Source organism: Aureimonas sp. AU22, from assembly GCF_001463745.1.
Lineage (GTDB): Bacteria > Pseudomonadota > Alphaproteobacteria > Rhizobiales > Rhizobiaceae > Aureimonas.
In genome coordinates, this window is the sequence record NZ_BBWJ01000040.1 from 54,248 (window position 1) to 68,119 (window position 13,872).

Genomic DNA, 13,872 nt, shown 5'->3' on the forward strand with positions numbered 1-13,872 from the left:
GCGCATGACGAGGCGGTTCAGAGCGGCAGGCGGATCGCGGCTTCCAGCCCCGACCCGTCACTGCGCAGCGTCACGTCGCCGCCGTGCTGGCGGGCGATTGCGCGGGCGATCGACAGTCCGAGGCCAACGCCACCCGTCTCGGAGTTGCGCGAAGCTTCGAGGCGCACGAACGGCGCGAAGACGTCCTCCAACCGGTCCGGCGGAATGCCCGGCCCCCTGTCGCGAACGAGAATCTCCACGCCATCATCCGCCGGCGCAAGTGAGACGCGCGCCTGCTCGCCGTAGCGAACGGCGTTCTCGATGAGATTGCGCAGGGCGCGGCGCACGCTGTCGGGTCGACAGCGGCAGGTGGTGACGCGCTCGCCTTCCACGAACCGGACATCGTTGCCGACCTCCGCAAGGTCCTCGCACAGGCTTTCTACCAGGGTGCCAAGGTCCACGGTGCGTGTCGGCTCGGTCTCGCTTTCCTGCCGGGCCAAGGAGAGAATTGCCTCGGTCATCGCCCGCATCTCGTCGATCGTCGCGAACATGCGGGACTGCAGTTCCTCGTCGTCCACGAACTCGGCGCGCAGGCGGAGCGTGGTCAACGGCGTGCGCAGGTCGTGGCCGATCGCCGCCAGCATCCGCGTCCGGTCCTGGACGAAGCGTTGAAGCCGCTCCTGCATCCGGTTGAAGGCCTCGGCCGTGTGGCGAATGTCGTCGGGCCCCGTTTCCGGCAGCGGATCGAGCGCCTCGCCGCGCCCGAGCGTCTCGGCGGCTTCGGTCAGACGCGCGAGCGGCTTGGCGATACGCCGGATCGCGACGATCGCGACGAGGGCCACCAGACCCGCCGTCAGGCTGAAGGTGAGCGGGAACGGCGTCGTCAGGATCGAGCCGGAGAAATGATTGTAGTAGGCGGCGTTGAAGCTTGTGCCGTCGCCGAGCGGTACGGCGAAGCCGGTACCGAGGTCGTCGGCGAACGCGACGGCGCGGGCCTCGGTCGGCAAGTCGCCGGGCCAGTCGACGGGTGGCGACCGCTCGTCGGCGACCGTCGCCCCGGCCATGGCGCGCGCCGCCTCGCCGGGACGGCGGCCGCCCCCCTGGACGACGCCCTCGGAAGCATCGAGAAGCTGGGCGAGCGGCGTCGCGAACTGCGCCCGCATCGCGGCGAGCCACTCGCCGGAGCGGGGCTCCGCGGTCCCGGCGATCCAGAAACGAGTGTCGTCGGTCGCGCTGGCGCGGGCAATGCGAGCGCGCACGTCGGTGGGCACCGAGGCGACGAGGCGCGCCAGCGACTGCGTCCGGTTGGTGAATTCCGTCCGGTCGCTCGCCTCCAGCACCTGCTTGCGCTCCTGCCAGACGAACAGGAACGAGGCGACCTGCGACAGGAGCAGCGCGCCGAGAAGAGCGGCGACGAGCTGCCCCGAAAGGGTCTTGTGCCACCACGACATCATGCCGGTGTCACCTCGGCGGCGAGCCGATAGCCGCCGCCCCAATGCGTCTGGATCAGCGAGGGAGTTCGCGGGTCAGCTTCCACCTTCTTGCGCAGGCGGCTGACCTGGTTGTCAATGGAGCGGTCGAAGGCGTCGCCCTCGCGTCCTGTGGTCAGATCGAGAAGCTGGTCGCGCGTCAGCACGAGGCCGGGGTGCTCCACGAAGACCTTCAGCAGACGGAACTCGGCGGTCGACAGGGAGACCGTGACGCCGTCGGCGCCCTGCAGTTCCCGGCGTCCGAGATCGAGCAGCCAGCCCGCGAAGCGAACGCGCTGGTTCACGGGCAACTCGCGGTGCGGCGGCACCGCGTTGACGCGACGAAGCACCGCCTTGATGCGAGCCAGCAGCTCGCGGGCGGAGAACGGCTTCGTCAGATAGTCGTCGGCGCCGAGCTCGAGCCCCACCACGCGGTCGGTCTCGTCGGCGACGGCGGTCAGGAAGATGATCGGAACGCCGTTGGTGGCGCGTAGATCGCGGCAGATGGTCAGCCCATCCTCGTCCGGCATCATGATGTCGAGGACGATGAGGTCGGGACGTTCGGTCTGGAGCAGGCGGCGCAGGGCGCGCCCGCCGTCCGCCACACTGATGCGGAAGCCCTGCTGGACCAGATACTTGCGGACGAGGTCCCGGATTTCGCGGTGGTCGTCGACCACGACGATATGTGGAACGGCGGACATGATGGCCCTCGATCGAACTCGAATGGTGGCCTTCGCCTCTACACCCGCCGCGCCGCGCCGTGGCGGAAAGTTTGTAACGAGATGTACCGTATGGGCCGAACGCCGGGGCGCGGATACAATTTGCGACAAAGCGCCATGGGGGTGACACACCTGCCGACACCGCACCAGTTTATGACGGGTATCAAGTTGGCGGGCGCTCGCGCTCGCGCTGCGGATAGGTCCTGATGTCTGTCGATACTCCCCCACCGCGGCGCCGCGTCGCCGGGTTCCTGATCGGCCTCGCGGCCCTTTCGGCGCTGTCCGCCTGCACCCAGCCGGAAGCCGCTGCGCCCCCTCGGGCCGCGGCGACACCGCCGGAGGTCGGGTTCGTGACCCTGCACCCGAGCTCCGTGACGATCCACAGCGACATGGCCGGCCGCGTCGTCGCGTTTCGAACCGCCGACATTCGGCCCCAGGTCGGCGGGATCGTCGTCGAGCGCGTGTTCGAGCCCGGCAGCCGCGTGACGGCGGGCGACGTCCTGTTCCGCTTGGATCCCAAACCGTTCCAGGCGCAGTTGGCCGCCGCCGAGGCGACGCTGACGAAAGCCGAGGCGTCGCTTCCCAGCGTCCAGGCGAAGGCGCAGAGATACGCCAACCTGTCGGCGAGCACGGTCATCAGCGAGCAGGACAAGGAGGACGCGCAGTCGCTGTTCCTCCAGACGAAAGCCGACATCGCCGTGGCGCAGGCGGCGGTCGAGACGGCCCGCATCAATCTCGGCTACTCCGAGATCCGCGCGCCCATCGACGGGATGATCGGCACCACCAATGTCGATGCCGGCACACTCCTCACCGCCGGTCAGGCGGAGGCGCTGGCCACCATCCGCCAGCTCGATCCGGTCTATGTCGATCTCACGGAATCGTCCGGCAATCTGATCAAGAACCGGGCCGCACTTGAGACGGGCGGCTTCCGATCCGCCTTCGGCGACAAGGCGTCGCCGCCGAAGATCACGCTCCGCCTCCCCGACGGCACGCCGTACGGCGAGCCCGGTACGCTGGAGGCGCGAGAACGCTTCGTGTCGGAGACGACGAGCAGCTTCACCATTCGCGCCCGCTTCGCGAACCCCGAGGCCCTGCTGCTGCCCGGCCAGTATGTGCGCGCCACGCTCGACATCGGCGTCGACGACCAGGGCTTCCTGGTTCCCCAGCGGGCCGTCTCACGCAACAACAAGGGCGAGCCGACCGCGAGTTTCGTGAAGGAGGACGGCACGGCCGAGACCCGCGTTCTCCAGCTTTCCACCGACATCGGCGGCAACTGGGTGGTGACATCCGGCGTCTTCGACGGCGACCGCCTCGTCGTCGACGGGTTCCAGAAGATGCAGGCGGGCAAGCCGGTGTCGGCGGTCGAGGTCACGCTGGACGAGAACGGCGTTGCGCGTCCCGTCGAAGCCACCGCACCGACCACCCCTACGCCGGTCGAGGCGCAGAAGGTCGCGGGGCGCGGCGAGACAACCGGCAAGGCGCAGGACTGAACCATGGCCCAGTTCTTCATCCGCCGGCCCGTCTTCGCCTGGGTCATCGCGATCGCGATCATGCTCGGCGGCCTTCTCGGCCTGACGCAACTCTCGATCTCGCGGTACCCCGACATCGCGCCGCCCAACGTGCGCATCTCAGCCACCTATCCCGGCGCCAGCGCCCAGACGCTCGAAAATTCGGTGACGAAGATCATCGAGCAGAACATGACGGGGCTCGACGGCCTTCTCTACATGGCGTCGAACTCGACGTCGGCCGGCACCGCCTCGATCACGCTGACCTTTCGGAACGGCACGGACCCCGACATCGCGCAGGTCCAGACGCAGAACAAGCTCGCCCAGGTCACCTCGCAGCTCCCCGAGGCGGTGCAGCGCCAGGGCCTGACGGTGTCGAAGTCGTCGTCCGGCATCCTGATGGTCGCTGCCCTGACCTCGACCAATCCGTCCTACACCTCGATCGACCTCGCCGATCTCGTCTCTACCAACCTCGAGGATGCGATCCGCCGCGTGCCGGGCGTCGGTGATCTCAACCTCTTCGGCTCCGGCTATGCCATGCGGGTCTGGCTGGACCCGGCCAAGCTCGCCCAGTTCCAGTTGACGCCCGGCGACGTGACGTCGGCGATCGCCGCGCAGAACAGCCAGGTTTCAGTCGGCCAGCTCGGCGCCTCGCCGTCTGCGCCCGGCGCACAGATGAACTACACCATCACCTCGCAGAGCCAGCTGCAGACACCGGACCAGTTCCGCTCGATCATCCTGAAGACGGCGACCGACGGCTCGCTCGTGACGATCGGCGATGTCGCGCGCGTCGAGATCGGTGCGGAAAGCTACAACACCAGCGCTCGCTACAATGGCCAGCCGGCCGCCGGCTTCGGCGTGAACCTGGCAGCCGGGGCCAATGCGATCGACACGGCGGAGGGCGTCCAGGCGGCGATGGAGCGGCTGAAGGGCTCGCTGCCCGCGGATGTCGACATCGTCTATCCTAACGACACGACACCCTTCGTGAAGCTCTCGATCGAGAAGGTCGTTCACACGCTGATCGAGGCGGTGGTTCTCGTGTTCGTAGTGATGCTCCTGTTCCTTCAGAACTGGCGCGCGACGCTGATCCCGACCATCGCGGTGCCCGTGGTGCTGCTGGGCACGTTCGGCGTGCTGGCCGTGGCGGGGTACTCCATCAACACGCTGACCATGTTCGCCATGGTGCTCGCCATCGGCCTTCTCGTCGACGACGCGATCGTGGTGGTGGAGAACGTCGAGCGTGTCATGGAGGAGGAAGGCCTCGGCCCCCGCGAGGCGACCGAGAAGTCGATGCGCGAAATCACGGGCGCGCTCGTCGGCATCGCGCTCGTCCTGTCGGCCGTGTTCCTGCCGATGGCCTTCTTCGGCGGCTCGGTCGGCATCATCTACCAGCAGTTCTCGATCACCATCGTCACCGCCATGCTTCTCTCCGTGGTGGTAGCCGTGGTGCTGACGCCGGCCCTTTGCGCCACCCTTCTGAAACCGACGCACGGCGCGCGAAAGAACTGGTTCTTCCGCGGCTTCAACCGGGGCTTCGGCGCGCTCACGAACGGCTACGAGCGCGCGACCGGCGGCCTCCTCGCTCGCCCCATTCGCGTCCTCGTCGTGTTCCTCGTGATCTGCGGCGGCACGGCCTACCTCTTCACGCGCCTCCCCTCGTCATTCCTGCCCCCGGAGGACCAGGGCGTGCTGATGACGCAGATCGAACTACCCGTTGGCGCGACGCGGGCGCGCACGCTCGAGGTGCTCAATCAGGTCGAGCAGTTCTACCTCACGCAGGAGAAGGACAGCGTCCAGGCGGTCTTCGCGACGCAGGGCTTCTCCTTCGGCGGCCAGGGCCAGAACCTCGCGATGGCCTTCGTACGGCTGAAGCCTTTCGACGAACGCACGGCGAAGGGCCAGGACGCCGCTTCCATCGCCGGCCGCGCGATGCGCGCCTTCGCCAAGGTCCGCGACGCACGCGTCGTCGCCCTATCGCCGCCCGCCCTGCCGGGTATGGGTCAATCCGGCGGCTTCGAGATGTATCTCCAGGATTCGGGCGGCCAGGGCGCGCAAGCCCTCGCCGACGCCGGGCAGCGCCTTCTCCAAGCCGCTGGCTCCGACCCGATGCTGTCGGGCGTTCGCCGCAACGGCACGCCGACGCAGCCCCAGCTCGACGTGAAGATCGACCACCAGATGGCTGGCGCGCTCGGCATCGACGTTGCGGCGGTCAACGGCGTCCTCTCAACGGCCTGGGCCGGCGACTATGTCAACGATTTCGACAACAACGGCCGCATCAAGCCCGTCTATGTCCAGGCCGACGCGCCCTTCCGCATGGTGCCCAGCGATCTCGACCGCTGGTACGCCCGCAACACCAAGGGCGAGATGGTCCCGTTCTCGGCTTTCACGCAGATCGGCTGGGATCAGGGAGCGGCCCGTCTGGAACGCTTCAACGGGCTGAGCGCGATCAACATCCAGGGCTCCGCCGCCGGCGGCACGTCGTCTGGCGAGGCCATGGCGCGCATGGAGCAGCTCGTCGCGGACCTCGGACCCGGCTGGACGGTAGACTGGAGCGGCCTTTCCTATCAGGAGCGCCTTTCGGGATCGCAGGCGCCGCTTCTCTATGCCCTGTCGGTGCTCGTCGTGTTCCTGTGTCTCGCGGCTCTCTACGAGAGCTGGACGGTACCGTTCTCGGTGATCCTCGCGGTTCCGATCGGTGTCTTCGGCGCGCTGGTCGCAGCCAGCGCCAGCGGTCTTTCGAACGACATCTACTTCAAGGTCGGCCTTCTCACGACGATCGGTCTGGCCGCCAAGAACGCGATCCTGATCGTCGAGTTCGCGCGGGATCTGCACGCCGCCGGACGCCCCCTCGTGGAGGCGACGCTGGAAGCGGCACGGCTGCGCCTGCGCCCGATCCTGATGACCTCGTTCGCCTTCATCCTAGGCGTGCTGCCACTCGCGATCTCGACGGGTGCCGGTGCGGGGGCCCAGCGGGCCATCGGCATCGGTGTGATGGGGGGCATGATCGCGGCGACCGCGCTCGGCATCTTCTTCGTCCCGCTGTTCTTCGCGGTGGTGATGCGCCTCGGTGCCCGGCTTGCGCGTCGCCCCGCGACCCCGGAGGCCGTTGCCGCGCCGGCGGAATGATGCTCAGCTTCAGCCGGAGGAGGATCCGATGACCGAACGCCTGACCGCCAAGGACTTTCCGCCCGAACTCCTAGAACTCTACGACGGCTACGCCCACGGGCTCGTCACAAAGCGCGAGTTCCTAGAGCGGGCGGCTCGGTTCACCGTGGGCGGGTTGACCGCCACCGCGCTTCTGTCGGTCATGAGCCCGAACTACGCGATGGCAACCCAGGTCGAGTTCACCGATCCCGACATCACGGCGGAATACATCACCTACCCCTCGCCCGAAGGACACGGCGAGGTGCGCGCCTATCTGGTGCGTCCCGCCAAGGCGACGGGCAAGGTCCCGGGCGTCGTCGTTGTGCACGAGAACCGTGGGCTCAACCCGTATATCGAGGATGTGGCCCGCCGCGTCGCCAAGGCGGGGTTTGTCGCGCTTGCTCCCGACGGCCTGACGTCGGTGGGTTTCTATCCCGGCAACGACGAGAAGGGGCGCGAGCTTCAAGCGCAGGTCGATCCGGAAAAGCTGATGAACGACTTCCTCGCGGCCGTCGACTTCCTCGGCCAGCACGAGGCGACGACGGGGCGGATCGGCATCACCGGCTTCTGCTATGGCGGGGGCGTCGCCAACGCGGCCGCCGTCGCGCGCCCCGATCTCGGTGCAGCCGTGCCTTTCTATGGGCGTCAACCGAGGGCCGAGGACGTCGCCCGCATCCGGGCGCCTCTCCTCATTCACTACGCCGAACTCGACACGCGCATCAACGAGGGCTGGCCGGCCTACGAGGCGGCGCTGAAGGCGGAGAAAAAGACCTTCGAGGCCTACATCTACCCCGGTGTGAACCACGGCTTTCACAACGATTCGACCCCGCGCTACGACGAGGCGGCGGCCAACCTGGCCTGGGAGCGTACGATCGCTTGGTTCCGCAAGTATCTGGCCTGAGCGTTACGTCCTGGCTTCGGGCGCAGCCCGTGGAAGGCGAGCGCGCTTCAACACGCCGGGAGTTCCCTGAACAGGCTTCCCGTCGATGCAGAAAGGGCTTGTCCGCGGCGGTGATCGAGCGCTTCCTTGCGCCATTGCCTAGGAGGTCCACGATGAACGTTCACGCCAAGCCGAACGCCCCGGTGCTCGACAGCTACTGGATGCCCTTCACCGCCAACCGCCAGTTCAAGAAGGCGCCCCGCCTTCTCGTGGCGGCCGAGGGCATGCATTACACGAGCGACGACGGGCGCAAGGTGCTGGACGGGACGGCAGGCCTCTGGTGCGTGAACGCAGGCCACGGCCGCCGCACAATCGCGGAAGCCGTGCAGAGGCAGCTCACGACGCTCGACTATGCGCCCTCCTTCCAGATGGGCCATACGATCGCCTTCGACTTCGCCGAGCGGCTTGCCGAGATCGCACCGGGTCCGGAAGGCGGCAAGCTCGATCGGGTCTTCTTCACCGGGTCCGGCTCGGAATCCGTCGACACCGCGCTCAAGATCGCGGTCGCCTACCAGCGAGCCATCGGCCAGGGTACACGCAACCGTCTCATCGGGCGCGAGCGCGGCTACCACGGTGTCGGCTTCGGCGGCATCTCGGTCGGAGGCCTCGTCAACAACCGACGCGTCTTCCCGCAACTCCCCGGCACCGACCATCTACGCCACACGTTCGACCCAGCGCGCAACGGCTACGTGAAGGGCCAGCCCGAACACGGGGCCGAGCTTGCCGACGATCTGGAACGCCTCGTCGCCCTTCACGGCGCGGAGACCATCGCCGCCTGCATCGTCGAGCCCGTCGCGGGATCCACGGGCGTCCTGCCCCCGCCGAAGGGCTACCTCGAGCGCCTCAGGTCGATCTGCGACAAGCACGGCATCCTCCTCATCTTCGACGAGGTCATCACCGGCTTCGGGCGCCTCGGCGCGCCGTTCGCCACCGACTTCTTCGGCGTCGTTCCCGATCTCATCACGACCGCCAAGGGCTTGACCAACGGCGCGCTTCCGATGGGCGCGGTCTTTGCGAGCCGGAAGGTCCACGACGCGCTGATGCAAGGGCCGGAGGGCGCAATCGAGCTGTTCCACGGCTACACCTATTCCGGCCACCCGGCCGCCTGCGCCGCCGGCATCGCAACGCTCGACATCTACGAGAGCGAGGGCCTCCTTACCCGCGCGACGGAGATCCAGGCCGAGTGGGACGCGGCGATCCATTCACTGAAAGGTTCGGCCCACGTCACGGACATCCGCACCATCGGCCTCATTGCCGGCATCGAGCTTGCATCGCGCGAAGGATCGGTTGGCTCGCGCGCCTACGACGTGTTCGTCGACTGCTTCGAGAAGGGCCTTCTCATCCGCGTCACCGGCGACATCATCGCCCTGTCCCCGCCGCTCGTCATCGAGAGCGGCCAGATCGGCGAAATCGTCGATGTCCTCGGCAAGGCCATCGCCGCCGTGGCGTAGGGTCCGCAACGGCCGCACCGGCCGGGCGCGAGGCGCCCGGTCCGAACACCACCGGGAGGAACGGGCATGCGCGTCGGCGTACCGAAGGAGATCAAGAACAACGAGTTCCGCGTCGGGATGACGCCCGGCGCGGTGTCGGAGCTTACGCACCGGGGCCACGAGGTCGTCGTCGAAACCGGAGCCGGCGACGGGATCGGGCTCGACGACGCCAGCTACCTCGCCGCTGGCGCGAGGATCGCCACGAGCCCCGACGAGGTGTTTGCCGCCGACATGATCGTCAAGGTGAAGGAGCCGCTGGCCGACGAGCGCAAACGCCTGCGTCCGGGGCAGATCCTGTTCACTTACCTTCACCTCGCCCCGGATCTCCAGCAGACACGCGACCTGATGGCGTCCGGCGCCGTCTGCATCGCCTACGAGACGGTGACTTCGGCCACGGGTTCCCTGCCGCTCCTGGTCCCGATGTCGGAGGTCGCCGGTCGGCTCGCGCCGCAGGTCGGCGCGCACTCGCTGGAGAAGGCGCAGGGCGGACGCGGCGTGCTCCTCGGTGGCGTTCCCGGAGTTCCGGCGGCCAATGTCGTCGTCCTTGGTGGCGGCGTCTCGGGCACGCACGCGGCGACCATTGCCGTGGGCATGGGCGCGCATGTCACCGTGGTCGATCGCTCGCCGGAGACGTTGAAGCGTTTGTCGACCCAGTTCGGCGCCTCCATCCGTACGCAGTTCTCCACGCGCTCGGCGATCGAGGAACTGGTGCGCGACGCCGACCTCGTCATCGGCACCGTGCTCATCCCCGGTGCGGCGGCCCCGAAGCTCGTGACCCGCGAGATGGTCGCGGGCATGAAACCCGGCAGCGTCATCGTCGACGTCGCGATCGACCAGGGCGGCTGCGTCGAGACCTCGCGGGCCACCACGCATGCCGACCCGACCTATGTCGTGGACGGCGTCGTCCACTACTGCGTCGCCAACATGCCCGGCGCGGTCGCCCGCACCTCGACGTTTGCGCTCGGCAACGTGACGCTGCCCTTCATCGTGGCCTTAGCGGACAAGGGCTGGAAGCAGGCGCTGCGGGACGATCCGCACCTGCGCGCCGGTCTCAACGTCTGCCAGGGCAAGATAACCTGCGCGCCCGTGGGCGAGGCGCACGGCATCGAAGCGGTGGACGCAGACAGCGTCCTCGGAGGCTGAGCCACTCGGGTTCGAGGGATCGTCGGATTTCTGCAGCGCCTAACGCCCTGATGCTTCGGCGCGCCGATGACGGCCTTTCTCGTAGAGCGCATTCGCCTCGCGATCCGAAACGGATCGCGCTGACGCAGCCGTTAGTCAGCGCCAGCGACGCCGGCGACGTGACAGTTGCGTCAGCACGGTCCCGAAGGCAAGCACAGCGAGGCCGATCGAGATGCCCGGGAATTTCTGCGCCTGAAGGGCCAAGCTCATTCGACGCGCCACGACGTTCTGGCTGCCGCGAAGGGCTCCATCGGCGCGTGGCTCGAAGAGGTTGTCTCGCCGCGCGGGGTCGCCCGGGTCCCCAGGCTTCTGCTGCATTCGAGTTCCGATGAGCTCCATCATGCGGTCCGTGATGCGCGGCGCCAGAAGCGACATGGCGGATCCGAACGGCCCGAAGCCGCCGGCATAGAGGCGTCGACGGGGATGCTCGCACGCGAACAGCACCGCGTCCGCCACCACGCTCGGATGGTAGAGCGGCGGCGGCAGCCGCGGTGGTGCATCCATGTAGTTGCGCGCATGCTCGGGAAACGGCGTGTCGATGGCCGCCGGCTTGATCAGCGTCACCGAGATGTTTGCGCCCTCGCGCTCAAGCTCCATGCGCAAGGTGTCGGTCAGCGCCTGCACGGCGTGCTTGGTCGCGCTGTAGGGTCCCTGCTGGACGATCGCCCGGTCGGACAGCATCGAACCGACGTTGACGATGGCACCACCCCCGCGCGTGCGAAAGTGCCGCGCGGCCGCGAGGGAGCCGAAGAGCACGCCGAAGTAGTTCACGTCGAAAATCCGACGATGATCCGCAACGGGCACTTGCTCCAGAGTGCCGTACGTCCCCGTGCCTGCATTGTTCACCCAGCTATCGACGCCCCCGAAGGCGTCGATGGCGGTCGCGAGGATGCGCTCGGCCGAGGTCTCGTCGGCCACGTCGGCCACCACGATCGCGACGCGTCCGCCTTCCGCACCACGCCCTAGCCGTTCCTGAAGCCGCTCGAGGGCACCGGCCTCCCGGGCCACCGCCACCACCGCCGCGCCGCGTCGGACGGCCTCCTCCGTGATCGCCAGCCCGTTGCCGCTCGTGGCTCCGGTCACGACCAGAACCTGGTCGCGAAGGGGTTTGTGCTTCATGGTTCCGGATGCCTCCTCGCCCCCTGACGGAGCCTCGGTCCGTCAACCTTCGGGTTTGCGGTTCGATCCATTTCGAGCGGGAGCGAAACGTTTGGTTACAAAGCCGTCCACTGATCTCGCGCTGCGGCGGCCTTCCGATTCCAGCCTTCGGTCGGCCATTGGCGCCGAACAGGATGCTTCCCGCAACGGGAAGCCTCGGTCAGTGCGAGGCTGTCACGCTTCCAGACGAAAGAGGCCACGGTCCTGCGTGATCGGCACCATCATCCGCCACACCAGGCCGTCCGGTCCGTGGACCATCGCGACCTCCCCCTCGAGCTCTCCCTCGATGCCGCGCCTGATGAGGCGCGAGCCGAACCCCGCCTGACCCGCAGCGAAGTCCGTCAGGACGCCGATCTCCCGCCATTCGAGGACGAGCGCGTGCGAGCTTTGGCTTTCCTCAAGAGCCCAGGATACCGAAACGCGCCCGTCTGGCTGGCGCAACGCCCCATGCCGCAGGGCATTTGCGGCCAGTTCGTGCATCACCATGCCCAGCGCCAATGCCTGTCGGACGCCGAGTGCCACGTCGCCACCCGACAGGGTCACACGCTCAGGCGGAAGCCCCGCGAGTTCATGACCCAGGATTTCTAAGAGACCCGCGCCTTCCCAGCCATGTTGCGCCAGGACATTGTGGGTCGCCGACAAGGCCATCAGCCTGCCTTCGAAACTGCGATGAAAGGCTTCGGTCGAGGCTGCGGCTCTTGCGGTGTGCAGCGAGATCGACTGGACCGTGGCGAGCGTGTTCTTCACGCGATGGTTCAGTTCGTCCACGAGCAGCCGCTGCCGCCTTTCGCTCGCAAGGATTCGGTTCATCGCCTCGCGCCGATCGGTGACGTCGATGACCACGCCGACCATGCGCATCCGGCCTCCGCCGCCCCGTGCAATCGCCCTGCCCCGCGCGTTCAGCCAGCGACCGTCTCCCGCGAGCTGGAATTCGACGTCATAGTCCGCTCCGGTCAGGATCGCGTCCCGCAGGCGTGCATCGACTTCGTCGCGGTTGACGGGGGCGATCCTCTCCAGGACCTCGGCGTAGGTCAGGGTCTCGTCCTCGGACAGTCCCACCACGGCCTTTCCCCGGGGCGATATGTGCAACCGCCAGTTCCGAAGATCGAGCTCCCAGTAGCCGACCCCGCCCGCGTCGAGGGCGGCGATGATGTTGACCCGCTTGTCGTGAAGCGAGGCCATGAGCGCCAGAAACAGGATCAGCACCGTCGTCCCCGCCACCCCGAAGGCTAGCGGGTACGGCATCGCACCGGAATGCGCCGTGAGCGTTCCCTGGATCGGCACGAGTCGGAGGGCGGCCATCGCGGTGTAATGCATGCCGACGATGGCGAGACCCAGAAGCCCGGCCGCCGCGACACGGGACCAACCGCGCCTTTCGCTGCGCGCCACGAACAGTGCCGTGACCGAAGCGCCGATGGCGACGAGGAGTGAGAGAATGACGAGAGTCGGATCGTAGCCCAGAGACGCAGCGGTCCGAAGCGCTGCCATCCCGACGTAATGCATGGCGCAGATCCCAGCGCCCATCAGGATGCCGGCTGCACCGACACGCCTCTTGTCGGCCTGCTCGGAAGCGGCCACACGGAACGCGATACCTGTGGCGCCGATGGCCAGAGCCAGTGAGGCCACGGTCAGCACCGGGTCGTAGCTGACGGCCGAGCCCGGATCGAACCCGAGCATCGCCACAAAGTGCATCGACCAGATGCTGAGCCCCATCGCCAGGGCCGCCACGACGAGCCAGATCGACCGCGCTCTGCCGAAATTGCCCGACACACGATCGAAGAGGTCGAGGGCCGTCCAGGATCCCAGAACGGCTACGACGAGCGACAGGATGACGAAGACGGGACTGTGGTGGTGATGGACCATTCGAGCTTGCGTTCTTCCGGGGCGATCGCCGGTCCTACGTGAGCGATCGGGTTGGGCCGAATAGGTACGCTATGCCGCCGCCGAACGGAACCGTCCACGACGCACTTCGATCGACGTCTCGGCATGTCGGCATCGCGAGGCGGTTGCTTCGCCAGTCTTGCCCCAAGCCACGTATGGCGCTTGGTCGCTGAACCAAGGGCAATCCCGTCACTTGGCACTGCGGGCCCCACATGCCGACCACGGAGGTCACCCATCATCCCTCGACCGATCCGCCAGGGGATAGCCAGCTTCCAGCATCACGGCCTCGATCAGCTTCCCGAGCACGGCGACATCGAGCCGGGCGGAAACCGCGGGCACGCCATGGAAATCCCTTTCCGTGTGGTAACGCGCGAAAAAGGGGACGTCGGTTTCCATCGAGACCTG

At 67.6% G+C, this 13,872-nt stretch carries 9 protein-coding genes; 5 read left to right on the forward strand and 4 right to left on the reverse strand.

The window, feature by feature from the left end:
• Positions 1–17: 17 nt before the first annotated feature.
• Positions 18–1,433 carry an ATP-binding protein gene (locus AUL34_RS13930; protein WP_061934807.1) on the reverse strand — a complete coding sequence of 472 codons (1,416 nt, stop codon included), beginning with the start codon at positions 1,431–1,433 and terminating at the stop codon, positions 18–20.
• Positions 1,430–2,149 (reverse strand): response regulator, encoded by a 720-nt coding sequence (locus AUL34_RS13935; protein WP_061934809.1) that lies wholly within the window; start codon positions 2,147–2,149, stop codon positions 1,430–1,432. Before AUL34_RS13935 ends, AUL34_RS13930 begins: the two co-directional genes overlap by 4 nt.
• Positions 2,150–2,373: 224 nt before the next feature.
• On the opposite strand from AUL34_RS13935, the gene AUL34_RS13940 reads away from it, so the two are divergent.
• The 5 genes from AUL34_RS13940 (at position 2,374) to ald (ending at position 10,389) form a co-directional block, all read left to right on the forward strand.
• The gene (locus AUL34_RS13940) at positions 2,374–3,657 is read left to right on the forward strand and encodes an efflux RND transporter periplasmic adaptor subunit (protein WP_061934811.1); all 1,284 of its coding nucleotides are present in this window, start codon (positions 2,374–2,376) and stop codon (positions 3,655–3,657) included.
• Positions 3,658–3,660: 3 nt separating this feature from the next.
• Positions 3,661–6,798 (forward strand): efflux RND transporter permease subunit, encoded by a 3,138-nt coding sequence (locus tag AUL34_RS13945; protein ID WP_061934813.1) that lies wholly within the window; start codon positions 3,661–3,663, stop codon positions 6,796–6,798.
• A gap of 28 nt (positions 6,799–6,826) precedes the next feature.
• A complete protein-coding gene (gene yghX, locus AUL34_RS13950) occupies positions 6,827–7,717 on the forward strand; it encodes a YghX family hydrolase (protein WP_061934815.1) in 891 nt (296 codons plus the stop codon).
• Between the two features lie 152 nt (positions 7,718–7,869).
• Positions 7,870–9,207 (forward strand): aspartate aminotransferase family protein, encoded by a 1,338-nt coding sequence (locus AUL34_RS13955; protein ID WP_061934817.1) that lies wholly within the window; start codon positions 7,870–7,872, stop codon positions 9,205–9,207.
• Positions 9,208–9,273: 66 nt separating this feature from the next.
• Positions 9,274–10,389 (forward strand): alanine dehydrogenase, encoded by a 1,116-nt coding sequence (gene ald, locus AUL34_RS13960; RefSeq protein WP_061934819.1) that lies wholly within the window; start codon positions 9,274–9,276, stop codon positions 10,387–10,389.
• 135 nt (positions 10,390–10,524) lie between these two features.
• On the opposite strand, the gene AUL34_RS13965 is transcribed toward ald, so the two are convergent.
• Positions 10,525–11,547, reverse strand: a complete 1,023-nt coding sequence (locus tag AUL34_RS13965; RefSeq protein WP_061934821.1) for an SDR family oxidoreductase — start codon at positions 11,545–11,547, stop codon at positions 10,525–10,527.
• Between the two features lie 213 nt (positions 11,548–11,760).
• The gene (locus AUL34_RS13970; RefSeq protein WP_061934822.1) at positions 11,761–13,449 is read right to left on the reverse strand and encodes an MHYT domain-containing protein; all 1,689 of its coding nucleotides are present in this window, start codon (positions 13,447–13,449) and stop codon (positions 11,761–11,763) included.
• Positions 13,450–13,872 lie beyond the last annotated feature (423 nt).